A 16,703-nucleotide genomic window follows, 5' to 3' on the forward strand; every position below is an offset into this window, starting at 1 on the left:
GGATATCGTCATACTTCGGCCGACTTCGCGGCGCCGAAGGTATCGACAATGAATGCAACCTTGCGGCCGGGCGATCTGACCCTCGTCACCGGCGGATCGGGATTTCTCGGATCGGCCGTCGTGCGCGCCCTGGTCGAGCGCGGTGCGCGCGTTCGGGCGCTGGTCCGCGGCAGCAGCCCGCGCGGCAATCTCGACGGCCTCGATTGCGAGGTGGTGGTCGGCGATCTCACCGACCGCGAGTCGCTGAAGGCGGCGCTCAAGGATGTGCGCTACCTGTTCCATGTCGCGGCCGACTATCGGCTGTGGGCGCGCGATCCCTCCGAGATCATCCGCGCCAACGTCGAGGGTACCCTGAACCTCAACCGCGAGGCGATGGCCGCCGGCGTCGAACGCATCGTCTATACCAGCAGCGTCGCGGCCCTGCGCGTGGCGGGCGCCACGGCGCCGGTCGACGAGACGGCGGCGCTCACGCCCGAGGAGGCGATCGGCGCCTATAAGCGCAGCAAGACCATGGCCGAACGCGCGGTCGAGGACATGATCCTGCGCGAAGGCCTGCCCGCAATCATCGTGAGTCCCACGACGCCCATCGGGCCGCGCGACATCCGGCCGACACCCACCGGCCGCATCCTGCTCGACGCCGCGCGCGGCCGCATCCCGGCTTTCGTCGACACGGGATTGAACTTCGTCCATGTCGACGACGTCGCGGCCGGCCATCTGCTGGCCTTCGAGAAGGGCCGTATCGGCGAACGCTACATCCTGGGCGGCGAGAACCTGACCCTGCAGCAGCTGCTCGCGACTATCGCCGAGCTGGCGGGCCGCAAGGCGCCGAAGATCAAGCTGCCGCGCGCGCCCTTGATGCCGCTCGCCTTCGCCGCCGAGCGCGTCGCGCGCCTGACCGGCAAGGAGCCGCTGCTCACACTCGATGGCCTGCGCATGTCGCGCTACCACATGTTCTTCACCTCGGCCAAGGCCGAGCGCGAGCTCGGCTATCGCAGCCGCCCCTACCGGGAAGGTGTCGTCGACGCGCTCGCCTGGTTCCGCACCGCCGGTTACCTGACATGACCTTGTGGGTCGTCATCGGGCTGCTTTCGCTCGCGGTGTGGCTCTATCTGCTCGTCGCGCGCGGCGGCTACTGGCTGGCGCGCGAGCGCGATGACGGCGTGCATGCTTCGCCGCCACGCTGGCCCGCCGTCGTGGCGGTCGTTCCCGCCCGCAACGAGGCCGACGTGATCGCGCGATCCATCGGCAGCCTGCTCGCCCAGGACTATGCCGGGCCGTTGCGGGTCGTGCTGGTCGACGATGGCAGCAGTGACGGCACGGCCGCCGTTGCCCGGAGCATCGAAAGGGGCGTCGAAGGACGGCGACGCGTCGACGTGCTTGCTGGAACGGCATTGCCCGCAGGCTGGACGGGCAAGCTGTGGGCGCTGGAACAGGGGATCCGTCATGCCACGGCCGCGGGCGACGCCGTCGACTATCTCCTGCTGACCGACGCCGACATCGGCCATGCGGCCGACAATCTCAGCCAGCTCGTTGCGCGTGCCGAGCGCGACGGCTTTGTCCTGGTCTCGCTGATGGCCGAGCTCTCCTGCGTAAGCGCAGCCGAGCGTTTCCTTATTCCCGCCTTCGTCTATTTCTTCCAGATGCTCTATCCCTTTGCCTGGGTCGCACGGCGCGATCACAAGGCGGCGGCCGCCGCCGGCGGTTGCACGCTGGTGCGCCGTGATGCGCTGGAGCGGGCCGGCGGCATCGCCGCCATCAGGTCCGAGATAATCGACGATTGCGCGCTGGCGCGTCGCCTCAAGGCCGAGGGGCCGATCTGGCTCGGCCTGACGCGGCGCGCCGTGAGCTTGCGTCCCTACGGCGGCTTCCTGAAGATCGGTGGCATGATCTCGCGTTCGGCCTATGCCCAGCTCGGCTACTCGCCACTGGTGCTGACGGGCACTGTCGCCGCCATGGGGCTCGTCTACCTTGCGCCGCCGCTGCTGGCGCTGCTGGGCGAGGGACCGGCGCGCTGGCTCGGCTTGTGCGCCTGGCTGGTGATGGCCATCACCTTCCAGCCGATACTGCGCTTCTATCGCCGGTCGACGCTCTGGGGCCTGGCGCTCCCCGCCATCGGCGCCGCCTACACGGTCTTCACCGTTCAGTCGGCGATCGACTTCTGGCGTGGCCGCGGCGGCCTGTGGAAAGGGCGGGTCCAGGCCATGGCGGGCGACGCGTGACCGGCGCGGCCGACTTCGCCTCCGGCAAGGGGCACCGCGACGAGAATTTTCCGGTGGCCTCGCGGCTCGTGCGCGCCGAGCTACGCCCGACGATCCTCGCCTTCTATCGTTTCGCGCGCGCGGCCGACGACGTCGCCGACCACCCGACGGCCGATGCCGGGCAGAAGCTTGCCGAGCTCGATCGGCTGGAAGCAGGACTGCGCGGTGAGACAGGCGCTTCCGAGGAGGGCGAAAGGCTGCGGTCTGCCCTGCAGGCGAGGGATCTCACGGACCGCCATGCGCTCGATCTCCTGGAAGCCTTCCGGCGCGACGTCACCAAGCGGCGCTACGCCGACTGGGCCGAGCTCATGGACTACTGCCGCTATTCGGCGGCGCCGGTCGGCCGCTTCGTGCTCGACCTGCACGGCGAATCGCAGGCGTTGTGGCCGCAGAATGACGCGTTGTGCGCAGCGCTCCAGGTCATCAACCATCTCCAGGATTGCGCCAAGGACTATCGCGAGCTCGATCGGGTCTATGTGCCGCTCGATGCGCTCGGCACGCACGGCCTGGCGGTGGAAGCGCTCGCCGATCGGCAAGCCTCGCCTTCGCTTCGCACGGTGATCGCGGGCCTGGCCCGACGCACTGGCGCGCTGCTCGATCAATCGCGGCCGTTCGCCGATCGCGTCGCCGATCGACGGCTGGCGCTGGAGGTCGGTGTCATCCATGCGCTTGCCGAGAACCTCGTGCATCGCCTCGAGCGGCGCGATCCTCTGTCTGAGCGCGTTCACCATCATCCGGCCGAAGCCGCGGTGCTCGCCCTGCGCGGCGGCCTAGGCGTCGCCGTGAAGCGCCTCGGCCGCCTGGTCGGCTTGCGTCAACCCAGCCTGCACGGCCAACGATGACCGTCGCGCCGTCCGATGTCGACGCGATCCGCGCGCGCGTTTCCGGCAGCTCGTTCTACACCGCCATGCGCCTCATGCCGAAGGTCGAGCGCGAGGCGATGTTCGCGATCTACATGTTCTGTCGGCTGGTCGACGATATCGCCGACGACGGCACGCGACCGCGGCCGGCCCGCGCCGCGGCACTGGCGGAATGGCGCCGTGACCTCGAAGCGCTCTATGCCGGCCGGCCGGCCGGCCGGGCGAGCTTCCTTCGCGAGCCGATGCAGGCCTTTGGCCTGCAACACGCCGATTTCCTCGCGGTGATCGACGGCATGGAGATGGATGTCGTCACCGATATCCGTGCGCCCGACGCGGCGACGCTCGCCCTCTATTGCGATCGTGTCGCCGTCGCCGTCGGCCGCCTGTCGACCCGTGTCTTCGGCATGGAGGAGGCGCCTGGCGCTGAGTTGGCGCACCAGCTCGGTCGCGCGCTGCAGCTTACCAATATCCTGCGCGACCTCGACGAGGATGCCGAGATCGGCCGACTCTACCTGCCGCGCGAGCTGTTGGCGCAGGCTGGAATCGAGAGCACCGAACCCGATGCCGTCATCGCCGATTCGCGGGTCGATGGCGCCTGCCGGGCGCTCGCGGCACAGGCGCTCGAGTACTTCGCGGCGGCGGACCGGCTGATGCGATCGAGGCCACGCGGCAGCCTTCTGGCGCCGCGGCTGATGGGAGCCGTCTATCGCGCTCTGCTCGATCGCATGCTGGCCGAGGGCTGGAAGCCGCCGCGGCAGCGGGTGCGCATCGGCAAGCCGTACCTGCTCTACCTCGTCGTCCGCTGCAGCGTGTTCGGATGACCGTTCACGTCATCGGCGGCGGGCTGGCCGGCTTGTCGGCGGCGATTGCCGTGGCGGGCCGCGGCGAGCGCGTCATCCTTTCCGAGGCAGCACGGCACGCCGGCGGCAGGTGCCGTTCCTATCACGACGGCATGCTCGACATGACGATCGACAACGGCAACCATCTCGTCCTGTCGGGCAACATGGCGGTCGATCGCTACCTGCGCGACATCGGAGCGGAAGGGCGCGTGACCGGGCCCGAGCGGCCCGAGTTCCACTTCTTCGATTTCCAGCTCGGCAATCGATGGACGCTCCGGCCCGACGACGGTCCCGTGCCCTGGTGGATCCTCCATGCCGACCGCCGCGTGCCGGGGACGCGCGTCCGCGACTATCTCGCCTTGCTCGTCCTGATGCGGCGCCATCCCGGACGCCGCATCGACGAAATCGTTCGCCGCGACACCGTCCTGTGGGAGAAGTTCCTGCGGCCTGTCCTCCTGTCCGCCCTGAACACCGCGCCCGAAGCCGCCTCGGCCGACCTTGCCGGTGCCATCGTGCGCGAAACCTTTGCCAAGGGCGGACGCCACATGCGGCCTCTCATCAGCACGCCCAATCTCGCTGCCGCCTTCGTCGACCCCGCCATCGATCGCCTGCAGCGCCAGGGTGCGGAGGTCCGGCTGGGCCGTTCGCTGCGCGCCGTCCGGTTCGCCGATGGCAGGGCAGCGGCGCTGGCTTTCGATGGCGAGGAGCAAGCCGTGCAGCCCGAGGATCGCGTGATCGTCGCGGTGCCGCCCTGGGCGGCCGAGAAGCTGTTGCCCGGCGTGAGCGCTCCGCAGACGTTCCACGCCATCCTGAACGCGCATTTCCAGATCGTGCCGCCGCCGCAGGCGCTGGCCATGGTCGGCGTGATCGGCGGCACGGCAGAATGGGTCTTCGCCTTCGAGGATCGGCTGTCCGTCACCGTCAGTGCCGCCGATCATCTCATGGACGTCGACACCGATCCCCTGACCCTGCTCTTGTGGCGCGATGTCGCCGTGGTCCACGACCTGACGGGACCGGTGCCGCCCTGCCGGATCGTCAAGGAGAAACGCGCCACCTTCGCTGCGACGCCGGCCGAGGATGCGCGGCGCCCGCCGGCGCGGACCGAGTGGGCCAACCTGTTCCTTGCCGGCGACTGGACCGACACCGGCCTGCCGGCGACGATCGAGGGCGCGCTGCGGTCGGGCAATCGGGCGGCCGCGCTGGCGCTGGGTGGCGCCTCGGCATGAACGATCTCGCCGGGCTCGAGGCCGATATCGATCGCGCCGTGCAGGCGCTGATACGCCGGCAGCGTCCCGACGGGCACTGGGTGTTCGAGCTCGAAGCCGACGCCACGATCCCGTCGGAATACATCCTGCTGCGCCATTATCTCGGCGAGCCCGAGGACCTGGAGCTCGAGCGCAAGATCGCCGTCTATCTGCGGCGCATCCAGGGCGAGCATGGCGGCTGGCCGCTGTTCCACGGCGGCGCCTTCGACATCAGCGCGTCGGTGAAGGCCTATTTCTGCCTGAAGATGATCGGCGACAGTACCGACGCGCCGCACATGGTGAAGGCGCGCAACGCCATCCTGGCCTACGGCGGCGCCGAGCGGGCCAACGTCTTCACCCGCATCATGCTGGCGCAGTTCGGCCAGCTCTCCTGGGCACACGTGCCCACCATGCCGGTCGAGATCATCCTGCTGCCGCGCTGGTTCCCGATCCATCTGTCGCGCATGTCCTATTGGGCGCGCACCGTCATCGTGCCGCTGCTGGTGCTGGCGGCATTGCGCAAGCGCGCGCGCAATCCGCGCGGCATCGGCATCCAGGAGCTGTTCGCGACGGCGGATCGGTCGCCACCGCGGCGCGCCGCGCATGCTCATCGCGGCTGGGCCTTCTTCTTCAATACGCTCGACCGGGTGCTGAAGGCGGTAGAGCCGCTGTGGCCGAAGAAGATGCGCCAGCGCAGCGTAGAGCGCTGTGTCGCCTTCGTCACAGAGAGGCTGAACGGCGAGGACGGCCTTGGCGCGATCTACCCCGCCATGGCGAACTCGGTGATGATGTACGACGCGCTGGGCTATCCGCCGGATCATCCGGACTACGCGACGGCTCGAGGGTCACTCGAGAAGCTGCTGGTGGTCGGTGACGACGAAGCCTACTGCCAGCCGTGCGTCTCCCCGGTCTGGGACACCGCGCTTGCCGCCCAGGCGATGCTGGAGGTCCAGGAGGGCGAAGCATCCGACGCCGCGCTGCGAGGGCTGCGCTGGCTGAAGCCGTTGCAGGAGCTGGAGGTGAAAGGCGACTGGAGCGAGCGGCGGCCCGAGGTGCGTCCCGGCGGCTGGGCGTTCCAGTACCGCAACGCCCATTATCCCGATCTCGACGACACGGCCGTCGTCGTCATGGCGATGGACCGCGCGCGCCGCCAAAGCGGGGCAGGCCCTGTCTATGACGAGGCCATCGCCCGCGGCGTCGAATGGATCGACGGCCTGCAAAGCGGCAACGGCGGCTGGGCTGCCTTCGATGCCGACAATGTCGATCATTACCTCAACAATATTCCCTTCGCCGATCACGGCGCGCTGCTCGATCCGCCGACCGCGGATGTCAGCGCGCGCTGCATCAGCATGCTGGCCCAGCTCGGTGAGACGGCGGCCGAGCCCGTCATGCGCGCCGGCCTCGACTACCTCGAGCGTGACCAGATGCCCGACGGCAGCTGGTTCGGCCGTTGGGGCGTCAACTACATCTACGGCACCTGGTCGGCGCTCTGCGCCCTCGGCGCCGTGGGCTTCAACGGGACGAGGCCGAGCGTGCGCAAGGCCGCAGATTGGTTGATCGCGATCCAGAATGCGGACGGCGGCTGGGGCGAGGACTGCACCAGCTACAAGCTCGACTATCGCGGTTACGAGTCCGCACCCTCCACCGCGTCGCAGACCGCCTGGGCGCTGCTCGGCCTGATGGCGGCAGGCGAGATCGATCATCCCGCCGTCGAGCGCGGCATCGCCTGGCTGCGGAAGCACCAGGACGAGAGTGGATTGTGGAAGCAGGACGCCTATACCGGCGGCGGCTTCCCGCGCGTCTTCTACCTGCGCTACCACGGCTATCCGGCCTACTTCCCGCTGTGGGCGCTCGCCCGCTATCGCAACCTGCGCCGCACCAACAGCCGGCGCGTCGCCTACGGCATGTGATGATCCTCGCCGTCACCGGGCTGCAGCGCGAGGCGCGCATTCTCGCCGGTCCCGGCATCGAGGTGGCGGCGGGCGGCGGCGACCTCGATCTCCGCGCCGCGGGCAAGCAGGGCGTCATCAGCATCGGCATTGCGGGCGCCCTGGCGCCTGGGTTGAAGCCGGGCGACTGGGTGGTCGCCGATGCCGTGCGCGATCGCGATGAACTCCTGCCGACCGATCGTGACTGGACCGCGCGATTAGCGTCGCGCCTGTCGGCCCCGCAACGCGGCGTTTTCTTCGGCGGCGACACGATCGCGGCGACGGCGGCACAGAAGGCGGAGCTGCATCGCGCCACCGGCGCCATCGCCGTCGACACGGAATCTCACCGGGCCGCACGCGCCGCGCAGCGACACGGCCTGCCTTTCGCAGCGGCCCGCGTCATCTCCGATGCCGCCGACCGCACGCTGCCGCCGGCGGCGCGCGTCGGTATGAAAAGCGACGGCAACGTCGATCTGCCGGCTGTCCTGTGGTCGCTTCTGCTGGCGCCCTGGCAATTGCCGGCGCTGATCCGCACCGGCCTCGAGGCCGAGACGGCGTTTCGCGCGCTACTCCGCGGCCACCGGACGCTGGGTTCCGGACTTGGCGGCCCCATTCTTCCCGGCTCGTATCTCGGTGAGCTTCCGCCCGACGTGGTCTGAGAAGACGAACTCCGCCCGCCGCTGGCCCTCGAGCGGGATGTCCTTGGCCATCGCGCCTTGGGTGCGCACGCCGCGCAGCGCGACGGTTGCCGCCCTGAGCGGACGCCGCACCATGTCCTTCACCGCCGAGGCCTCGAAGCCGCAATGGACCATGCAGTCGGCGCACTTCTCGTACTTGCCGACGCCGTACTTGTCCCACTCGGTGGTGTCCATCAGCTCGCGGAAGGTCTTGGCGTAGCCTTCGCCCAGCAGGTAGCAGGGCTTCTGCCAGCCGAACACGGTGCGCGTGGGATTGCCCCACGGCGTGCACTGGTAGCTCTCGTTGCCGGCGAGGAAGTTCAGGAAGTTGATCGACTGGCTGAACGCCCAGGCCTTGCCGCCGCGGCCGCGGGCCAGGATGCCGCGGAACAATTCCTTGGTCTTGTTGCGATTGAGGAAGTGCTGCTGGTCGGGCGCCCGCTCGTAGGCATAGCCCGGCGACACCGTGATGCCGTCCAGCCCGAGCGCCGTCATGTCGTCGAGGAAGCTCGCGACCTCGGCGGGATCGGCATCGTTGAACAGCGTGCAGTTGATGCTGACGCGGAAACCCTTCGACTTGGCGAGCTTGATGGCTTCGACCGCCTTGTCGTACGTGCCCTTCTGGCACACCGACTTGTCGTGCATCGCCCGGTTGCCGTCGAGATGGATCGACCAGGTGAACGAGGGATGCGGCCGGTAGTCGTCGATCTTCTTGGCCAGCAGCAGCGCGTTGGTGCACAGGATCACGAACTTCTTGCGTTCGAGATAACCCTTCACGATCTGCGGCATCTCGCGATGCAGCAGCGGCTCGCCGCCGGCAATCGACACGACCGGTGCGCCGCATTCGTCAATCGCCGCCATGCAGTCATCGTACGACAGTCGCTGGTCGAGGATCTCCGCCGGATAGTCGATCTTGCCGCAGCCGGCGCAGGCCAGGTTGCAGCGGAACAAGGGCTCGAGCATCAGCACCAGCGGATAGCGCTCGCGGCCGCTGAGATGCTGGCGCAACAGGTAGGTGCCGATGCGGGCGGCCTGGTGGAGAGGAATTCCCATGGCGTTGATTACCGAACCGTCGTTGCCGTTGTCTTGCGCGGTGTCTCGTCCGCCCTGAGCTCGACGGGCAGGCGGAACTCGATGTTCTCGCGCACGCCATCCATCGTCTCGACCTCGACCCCGCCGTGCCGGCGCAGCGCTTCGATGACGTCGAGCACCAGTTCCTCGGGCGCCGAGGCGCCGGCGGTGAGGCCCACGGTCTTCACACCCTTCAGCCACGCCGGATCGAGCTCGCGGCCGTCGGAGATCAGGTAGCTGGGGAGCCCCTGTTCGACCCCGATCTCGCACAGCCGGTTGGAGTTCGAGCTGTTGCGGCTGCCGACGACCAGCAGCAGGTCCGCCACTGCACAGAGATCGCGGACCGCCGACTGGCGGTGCTGCGTGGCGTAGCAGATGTCGGTAATGTTGGGCCCTTCGAGGTCGCTGAACCGCGCCTGAAGGGCCGCGATCACGCCACGCGTGTCGTCGACGCTGAGCGTCGTCTGGGTGACATAGGCGACGGGCGCATCGTCCGGCAGCTCGAGGCGGGCGACGTCCTCGATCGTCGAAACGAGGTGAACGGGAGCGCCGACCTGTCCCTTCGTCCCCTCGACCTCGGGATGCCCGGCATGGCCGATCAGGATCAGCTCGCGGCCGCGGGACACGTAGCGCTTGCCCTGGAGATGGACCTTCGACACCAGCGGGCAGGTGGCATCCAGCACCGGCAGGCCGCGCGTCTTCGCCTCGTCGATGATCGACTGGGCCACGCCATGGGCGCTGAAGATCGTGACGGCGCCGTCGGGGATCTCGTCCAGCTCCTCGACGAAAACAGCGCCCATGCGCTCGAGGCGCTCGACGACATGACGGTTGTGCACGATTTCGTGCCGCACATAGACCGGCGCACCGAACTTCTCGAGGGAGCGTTCGACGATCTCGATCGCACGCACGACGCCAGCACAGAAGCCTCGAGGCTGAGCCAAGATAACGCGCATTCCAGATCTACTCCTCGAAGCCACTAGCGTATGTCGGCATTCGCGGGCGGTATTGCCAGGGAGGCAACACGACCTACGTCTGACAAACGAACGCATGGGCAAATCTGCCCGTGTCTAAGATTGAACACATTTGCAGACGCCTTAGATTGTCCGCTACTGTGACCGTGAGCGCAAGTCGTCGACATTGCATGCAAGGATCGTGCGTTTCCGAGCGCGGATTCGTCTCGATCGAACTCGACAGGAACTCGGACGTTGAGTTGTTCGCCACGGCGCATGCAGCCGGTGGTGGCGGCAAGATGTCGCGCGATTGCTGCTTCAAATGCGCGGTGAAGAAGCAGAAGCACTTGGCGCAGTCAAAGGGGGCCAGTGAGGGGGCGCAGTGAAGGATCGTCCATGAGCGTACCGTCCAAGACACCGTTCCTCGACCGGGTGCGACACCCGGCCGATCTGCGCAACCTGTCGACCGATCAACTGAAGGAACTCGCCGCCGAACTGCGCGCCGAGACGATCGATGCTGTGTCAGTCACCGGCGGTCACCTCGGCGCCTCGCTCGGCGTTGTTGAGCTTACGGTGGCCCTGCACGCGGTGTTCGACACGCCGCGCGACCGGTTGATCTGGGATGTCGGCCATCAGGCCTATCCGCACAAGATCCTGACCGGTCGCCGCGATCGCATCCGCACCATTCGCCAAGGCGGCGGCCTTTCCGGGTTCACGCGCCGCGCCGAGAGCGAGTACGACCCGTTCGGCGCTGCTCATTCCTCGACCTCGATCTCGGCCGGACTGGGCATGGCGGTGGCGCGCGGGCTGAAGGGCGAGGACCGTCAGGTCATCGCCGTCATCGGCGATGGCGCGCTCAGCGCCGGCATGGCCTATGAGGCCATGAACAACGCCGGTGCGAGCCGGGCCAACATGATCGTGGTGCTCAACGACAACGACATGTCGATCGCGCCGCCGGTCGGCGCCATGAGCGCCTACCTGTCGCGGCTCATTTCCTCACGGCCTTTCCTGTCCCTGCGCGAGCTGATGGCCAAGATGGCGCGCCGTTTCCCGCGGCCAATCGAACAGGTGGCCCGCCGCGCCGACGAGTTCACGCGCGGGCTGCTGACCGGTGGGACCTTGTTCGAGGAGCTGGGCTTCTACTATGTCGGTCCGATCGACGGCCACGACCTCGATCACCTCATGCCGGTGCTGCGCAACCTGAGGGACACGGATCATCAGGGGCCAATCCTGCTTCATGTCGTGACCCAGAAGGGCAGGGGCTACCCGCCCGCCGAGCGCAGCGCCGACAAGTACCATGGCGTCGCCAAGTTCAATGTCGTCACCGGCGAGCAGTCCAAGGGCCCGCCCGGTCCGCCGTCCTACACGAAAGTCTTCGCCGAAGCGCTGATCGCTGAAGCCGCAGCGGATCAGCGGATCGTTGCCGTGACGGCGGCGATGCCGTCGGGCACCGGCCTCGATCTTTTTGCCAAGCGTTTCCCGGCCCGGACCTTCGATGTTGGCATCGCCGAGCAGCATGCCGTCACCTTCGCCGCCGGCATGGCGGCCGAGGGCATGAAGCCGTTCTGCGCGATCTACTCGACGTTCCTCCAGCGTGCCTACGACCAGGTGGTACACGACGTGGCCCTGCAGGGCCTGCCGGTGCGCTTTGCCCTGGATCGCGCGGGCCTGGTCGGGGCTGACGGCGCGACGCACGCCGGCGCCTTCGACATCGCCTATCTCGGCTGCCTTCCCAACATGGTCCTGATGGCCGCGGCCGACGAGCTGGAGTTGATGCATATGGTGGCCACGGCGGCGGCGATCGACGATCGGCCGTCCGCTTTCCGTTATCCGCGCGGCGAGGGACGCGGGCTCGCGCTGCCGGCGCGCGGCACGCCGCTCGAGATCGGGCGCGGGCGGGTCCTGCGGCAGGGGCTGGGAACCGCCATCCTGTCCTATGGAGCGCGTCTTGGCGAATGCCTGGCTGCAGCCGAGGATCTGGCTGGCCTCGGCATCCTGTGTACCGTGGCGGATGCCCGCTTTGCCAAGCCACTCGACACCGCGCTAATCGAGCGCCTCGCCCGCGAGCACGAGGTGCTGGTGACGGTGGAGGAGGGCGCCGCGGGCGGTTTCGGGTCGATGGTGATGCAGCATCTCGCCTGGCGCGGCCTGCTCGACGGTCGACTGAAGATACGCCCCATGACGCTGCCCGACCGTCTCATCGACCACGACAGCCAGCCGAAACAGTACGAGGCGGCGGGGCTCAACGCGCCGCAGATCGTTGCTGCGGTCCTGGGTGCGCTCGACAGATCCGAAACGCTGCGTAAACCCGCGCTTGCTCGCACCAGCTGATGGTGACCTCGTGGGTCGGTCGTGTCGTCGCGCCTGCTGCGCAGCGTGCCTTCGTCGTGCTCTACGCTTGCTGGCCTGGGAGCTGCCGGTGACCTTGCCGTTCCGACCGGCGCTGCTTGCCGTTCCGCCGCGGGAGGCACCGCGGTGAAGAAGGTCGCTGGGATTGCCTCTTTATTGGCCGCCGCCGCCGCGTTGCTGGTTGCCGGATCCGCCGCTGCGCAGATGCGACCCCATCGCGCGGAGTACACGCTGCGCCTCGGCACCGCGCTCAACGCCACGCGCATCGGCACCATCGTCCAGGACTTTGCGCAGGAGTGCGACGGCTGGCGTATCCGGCGCGAACTCACCGTCGACGCCTCGCTCACGCCCTCGTTCAAGGTGAGCTTCACCTCGCGCCTTGTGGGCGAGGAGCCGCGCGGCAACGACTTTGCCTGGCGCGCCGTCCAGGTCCTGAATGGCGCCGACCGCGAGGTGCGGGGCACGGCGGAGAGAGGGCACGGCGTCTGGCAGATCGACAGGACCACGCCCGACGGCGCCCAGCCATCGGTCCTGCCCTCGTTCACCCGCATGCCCGTCGCGGCGGTCGACTGGCTGCTGCGCCGGCTGGCGGTGGGAAGCGAGCAGTTCCCGCTGCTCGTGTTCGTCCCCGAGGCCGAAGGCGGCGCCTTCCTGCTCGACGTGAAGCGCGCCGCTGCGGGTGCCGCCGACGCGAGGCCCCCGTCGCAGCGCCGTGTCGACGTGCCGGCCGGGCAATCATGGCCGTTCAGCCTGGCCGTTACGCGGGCGGGCCGGACCGACGCCAAGCCCATCGTCACCTTGCGCGGCCGCCTCTACGATTCGGGCGTCATGGACGGTGTGGTCGCCGATGCAGGCGTGATTACGGTGGCGGCGCATCTGCGCGACCTGCAGATGCATGAGGCGCCGGCTTGTCCGGCCGCCAAATAGGAAGGGGATGCGAACCATGGATGCATGCCAACGAGTCTTGTTCCCCGTCAATGACGACACCATCTGAGGCGGCATGGCAGTCGAGCCAGTCTATGTGAAGGTGACTGACGGCAGGCGTTCCTTGCGGGTAACCGCCCGTGCGACGTCGGGCCGGCGCCAACTCGTGCGCATCTCCGCCGCCGAAGTCCCCAGCAAGATGTCGAAGGTCTGGTGGTTCGACGATCGTGAATTGCGGCCCGGCCATGGCGAGAAGCTGGAGCTCGACCTCCCTGCCGTGGGCCTCCAGAGCTTTTGGCTGGTGCTCCACGTGTTCAGCACGGCGGGCGACGGTTGGCGTCGATCCATCGTGAAGCGAAAGGCATCGTTGCAGGTACCTGAAAACGAGCTGGCCTTCGATGATTACGCCAGCCACGACGGCGAGATGTCGGCGACCGCCGCACGCGGCGTCGTGCTGAACCTCGCCTATTGCGGAGCGGAAGACCGCTAATAGTCCCGCTCAGCGACGCCGGATGCCGAGCCGCGGAAGCGCTGTCGCATTCGGCATGACAGGCCCGTAACGCGGCCCGATGCTCCCCGCGCGCGTAGCGTGGAGGAGCATGGTAGTGGTTCGGCGTCGGTCGGTTCTTTTGACGGGAGTTGCGTTTCCCTTGGCGATGACGGCGGCCGGCGATGGAGCGCAAGCTCAAGCCCAAGCCTGGCCGACCAAACAGATCCGCTTCATCGTTCCCTTCGCCGCCGGCGGCAATGCCGACATCACCGCGCGGCTGCTGGGCGAGGGGCTGCAGCGCCGCTTCGGCCAGTCGGTCATCGTCGATAACCGCCCCGGCGCCGGCGGCGTGGTCGGGCAGGAGCTGGTGCTGCAGGCGCCGGCCGACGGTTACACGCTGGTAATCGGCACGCCCGGCACGCTCTATGTTTCGCCGCTGATGGCGGGCAAGCCTTCGATGCTGACCGACTTCGCGCCGGTCAGCCTGCTCAGCACCGTGCCGATGATCGTCGACGTGCCGGCCAACAGCCGCTTCAAGAGCTGGGCCGAGCTTCTGGCCGCGGCCAAAGCCGCGCCCGGCACGATCAGCGTCGGCCATGCCGGCAACGGCACGCCCAATCACACTGACATCCTGCGCCTGCAGGAGAACGAGAAGGTCTCCTTCAACATCGTGCCCTATCGCGGGTCGGGCGTCGGCCTGAACGATGTGCTGGCCGGGCAGATCGACGCCTATGTCGACCAGCTCTCGAGCTCGCTGCCGCATCTCCAGTCGGGCAAGCTGCGCGCCCTGGTCGTCGTCGGCGACAAGCGCGTGCCCGAGCTGCCCGACGTGCCGACCCTGGCCGAGGTCGGCGCGATACCCTTCGATGGCGGCACGACGCTCGGCCTCTACGTCCGTGCCGGCACGCCGAAAGCGATCGTCGATACGCTGAATGCCGCCACCGTCACCGTGCTGAATGAGACCGCGGTGCGCCAGAAATTCACCGAGCTCGGCGCCACCGTGCGGCCCTCGACGCCCGAGGAATTCGCTACCTTCCAGAAGGCCGACGAGGCGGCGCTCGCCGATCTCGCAGCCAAGGGGCTGCTGAAGCCGCAGTGACCTGAAGGGCGGCAAGGTCGCGCGGCCCGGCGCATTGCCGCCAAGGGGTGCGCCTTACGGAAACGCTATCGGAGTCGTCGCGCGGAAGGCGCTTGAGAGCGAGGCAGTTCAATCAGCGGGACGGGTTACGGTCGACTGCGAGACCTGATCCGAGCCAGTCTCATTGGATCGCAGACCGCGGGCCTGCAGGACGTACTTCATGGCCCGGAACTCGGTGTCCTGCCGAATCGAGGCCGTCACCTTGCTGTCGCGGTCGGGATTTGCGGCCGTGATCAGCCGGTCGGTCTCGCTCTGGCAGGCGTGCGCGGCGGTGGACGCCACCGTAGTCGCATCGATGCCGGCCGTTCCATCGACGGCGTGCTGCTTCAGGCAGGTGTCGCGCGCCTCGTAGCTCTTGTTGATCTCGACCTTGCGCCCGTAATCCTCCGGGCGGACGAAGCTGCCTTCACAGGCAGTGACAAGCAGCACAAGCAAGATGAACGCGCGGCGCATTGACGAGATCTCCCACAAATCCCCACGGATGACGGAAGTGGTCTTCGCCGGGGATTTCGGCATCGACAAGGCCGATTAACGCCGCTTCCACGGCACCATGCTGTGACATTTCCCACGCAGGATTGACAAAACATGCGGCGTTGCCCGAATGGCCGTCGGGGGCCGAGCGATGCGTGAGATTCTACAGCTGCCGTTCACTTGTCATAGTTGCCACCATGCCTTTGCGGTGCCGAAGGCGGAGCTGGACAAGAACCGGCCTATTCACTGTCCGAAGTGTGCGGCGATATTCCGGCTCAAGCGCGAGCAGATGAAGCACCTCGCGCCGGGCCGAAAGCCGGTCAAGGACTAATAGGCGTCGAACAGCGCGGCGAAGAATGCACGGTCCTGGCGACGGCGTTCCTCGAATTGCGACGGCGCACCCCAGATCGCCCATTTGACGACGACCGTGTCCTCGGCCGGGTTCACCAGGATGACCTGGCCCGCATTGCCGAGTGCATAGAAGACCCTGTTGCCGCCGCGCAGCCGGGTGGCGCCGGCGCCGACCTTGCTCGACACCACACCCTGATGCTCATGCAGCCACCATTGGAAGCCATAGGGCGAGCCGGCCTCGATCGACGCGCGCGACGGGATCACCGATTCCTGCATCCACCCATCCGGAACGATCCGGGTCCCGTCCGGCAAAGCGCCGCCGCCCAGGACGAACAGCGCCAGGCGCCCATAGTCGCGCAGCGTCGCGCCGAAGCCCGACGCCGTGAACGCGCTGCCTCCTTCCGCTTCGAGGTTCCAGTACGCGTCGCCCTCCATGCCGGCCCGGCTCCACAGCTCGTGCTCGAGCTGGACCGGCGCGATGCTGCCGACCGCGCGCTCCAGCACCAGGCCGAGCAGCACGGAGTCGGCGCTGCAGTAGTTGAACACCGAGCCGGGCGTGTTGCCTTTGCGGTCGCGCCGGCCGCCGAGATCCTTCAGGAACTCCAGGAACGCGCCTTTCTTGCCTTGCACCGTACAGAGCTGGAGTCGGGCGACGTCGCTCGATCGGTCCAGGTAGTCCTCGGAGTAGGCGACGCCGGACGTCATCTGCAGGCAGTGGCGCAACGTGACGGCGTCGTAGTGCGTGCCCTTCAGCTCCGGGACGTACTGCACGACCGGGTCGTCCACCGACCGGATGTGCTGCGACCGCACGGCCGTGCCGATCATCAGCGACGTGATCGATTTCGCCATCGAGCGCGACGCCCACACCGTCCGCTCGTCGTTTCCGCGCGCGTATCGCTCGAGCACGATCTTTCCGTGCCGGATGGCCAGCAGGCCCGTGACCTCGGCCTTGGCCATGTAGGCGGCGACGTCGGGCAGCGCGTCGCTTTCGTCCTCTCGCGGCAGCTCTCGAACAGGCGCTCCCGCCTTCACCGCATGCGTTGGAAAGAGGTGATGCATGTTGCGGTGCGCCACCAGCTTCTGCTCGTCGTTCCACAGGAACTGGTCCGCGGGACGCGGCATTGCCGTTCGATCTGCGGACGACGGCATGGGC

Annotated in this window: 15 protein-coding genes; 11 read left to right on the forward strand and 4 right to left on the reverse strand. The window is 67.9% G+C overall.

Features of this window, described 5'->3' with window-relative positions; genetic code table 11:
* The first annotated feature begins 48 nt into the window (after nt 1-48).
* From hpnA to RSO01_RS08835, 7 genes are read left to right on the forward strand one after another with little or no spacing between them, the layout of a single operon-like run.
* Complete coding sequence (gene hpnA / locus RSO01_RS08805; RefSeq protein ID WP_147148277.1) at nt 49-1,062, forward strand: hopanoid-associated sugar epimerase; 1,014 nt, start codon at nt 49-51, stop codon at nt 1,060-1,062.
* Nucleotides 1,059-2,219, forward strand: a complete 1,161-nt coding sequence (locus RSO01_RS08810) for a glycosyltransferase (protein ID WP_147148279.1) — start codon at nt 1,059-1,061, stop codon at nt 2,217-2,219. Before hpnA ends, RSO01_RS08810 begins: the two co-directional genes overlap by 4 nt.
* The gene (gene hpnC / locus RSO01_RS08815) at nt 2,216-3,100 is read left to right on the forward strand and encodes a squalene synthase HpnC (RefSeq protein WP_147148281.1); all 885 of its coding nucleotides are present in this window, start codon (nt 2,216-2,218) and stop codon (nt 3,098-3,100) included. Before RSO01_RS08810 ends, hpnC begins: the two co-directional genes overlap by 4 nt.
* Complete coding sequence (gene hpnD, locus RSO01_RS08820; RefSeq protein WP_147148282.1) at nt 3,097-3,939, forward strand: presqualene diphosphate synthase HpnD; 843 nt, start codon at nt 3,097-3,099, stop codon at nt 3,937-3,939. The genes hpnC and hpnD overlap by 4 nt, the downstream gene beginning before the upstream one ends.
* Entirely contained in the window at nt 3,936-5,183 is a 1,248-nt protein-coding gene (hpnE, locus tag RSO01_RS08825; RefSeq protein WP_147148284.1) for a hydroxysqualene dehydroxylase HpnE, read from the forward strand. Before hpnD ends, hpnE begins: the two co-directional genes overlap by 4 nt.
* Entirely contained in the window at nt 5,180-7,111 is a 1,932-nt protein-coding gene (shc, locus tag RSO01_RS08830; RefSeq protein WP_147148286.1) for a squalene--hopene cyclase, read from the forward strand. Before hpnE ends, shc begins: the two co-directional genes overlap by 4 nt.
* Nucleotides 7,111-7,788, forward strand: coding sequence for a phosphorylase family protein (locus RSO01_RS08835; RefSeq protein WP_218037284.1), 678 nt, complete (start codon nt 7,111-7,113; stop codon nt 7,786-7,788). Before shc ends, RSO01_RS08835 begins: the two co-directional genes overlap by 1 nt.
* Here RSO01_RS08835 and hpnH read toward each other — a convergent pair.
* Together hpnH and ispH are read right to left on the reverse strand one after the other, a co-directional pair.
* On the reverse strand, nt 7,696-8,859 hold the full coding sequence (gene hpnH / locus RSO01_RS08840) for an adenosyl-hopene transferase HpnH (protein WP_147148289.1): 1,164 nt from the start codon (nt 8,857-8,859) through the stop codon (nt 7,696-7,698). The genes RSO01_RS08835 and hpnH overlap by 93 nt on opposite strands.
* An 8-nt stretch (nt 8,860-8,867) precedes the next feature.
* Nucleotides 8,868-9,830 carry a 4-hydroxy-3-methylbut-2-enyl diphosphate reductase gene (gene ispH, locus RSO01_RS08845; protein ID WP_147148291.1) on the reverse strand — a complete coding sequence of 321 codons (963 nt, stop codon included), beginning with the start codon at nt 9,828-9,830 and terminating at the stop codon, nt 8,868-8,870.
* A gap of 393 nt (nt 9,831-10,223) precedes the next feature.
* Between ispH and dxs the strand changes: the two genes are divergently transcribed.
* The 4 genes from dxs to RSO01_RS08865 all read left to right on the forward strand — a co-directional run bounded on the left by dxs (nt 10,224) and on the right by RSO01_RS08865 (nt 14,689).
* Nucleotides 10,224-12,158: a 1-deoxy-D-xylulose-5-phosphate synthase gene (gene dxs / locus RSO01_RS08850; RefSeq protein WP_147148293.1), complete on the forward strand. Its 1,935-nt coding sequence runs from the start codon at nt 10,224-10,226 to the stop codon at nt 12,156-12,158.
* A 144-nt stretch (nt 12,159-12,302) separates the two neighbouring features.
* Nucleotides 12,303-13,103 (forward strand): EipB family protein, encoded by an 801-nt coding sequence (locus tag RSO01_RS08855; RefSeq protein ID WP_147148295.1) that lies wholly within the window; start codon nt 12,303-12,305, stop codon nt 13,101-13,103.
* A 94-nt stretch (nt 13,104-13,197) separates the two neighbouring features.
* Nucleotides 13,198-13,590 (forward strand): hypothetical protein, encoded by a 393-nt coding sequence (locus RSO01_RS08860; protein WP_147148297.1) that lies wholly within the window; start codon nt 13,198-13,200, stop codon nt 13,588-13,590.
* A 166-nt stretch (nt 13,591-13,756) separates the two neighbouring features.
* Entirely contained in the window at nt 13,757-14,689 is a 933-nt protein-coding gene (locus RSO01_RS08865; RefSeq protein ID WP_246158251.1) for a Bug family tripartite tricarboxylate transporter substrate binding protein, read from the forward strand.
* 108 nt (nt 14,690-14,797) lie between these two features.
* Here the strand turns inward: RSO01_RS08865 and RSO01_RS08870 are convergent, their stop codons facing one another.
* Nucleotides 14,798-15,181, reverse strand: coding sequence for a hypothetical protein (locus tag RSO01_RS08870; RefSeq protein WP_147148300.1), 384 nt, complete (start codon nt 15,179-15,181; stop codon nt 14,798-14,800).
* Nucleotides 15,182-15,526: 345 nt separating this feature from the next.
* Complete coding sequence (locus RSO01_RS08875; RefSeq protein ID WP_170302944.1) at nt 15,527-16,672, reverse strand: serine hydrolase domain-containing protein; 1,146 nt, start codon at nt 16,670-16,672, stop codon at nt 15,527-15,529.
* Nucleotides 16,673-16,703 lie beyond the last annotated feature (31 nt).

The organism is Reyranella soli (genome assembly GCF_007992495.1).
Lineage (GTDB): Bacteria > Pseudomonadota > Alphaproteobacteria > Reyranellales > Reyranellaceae > Reyranella > Reyranella soli.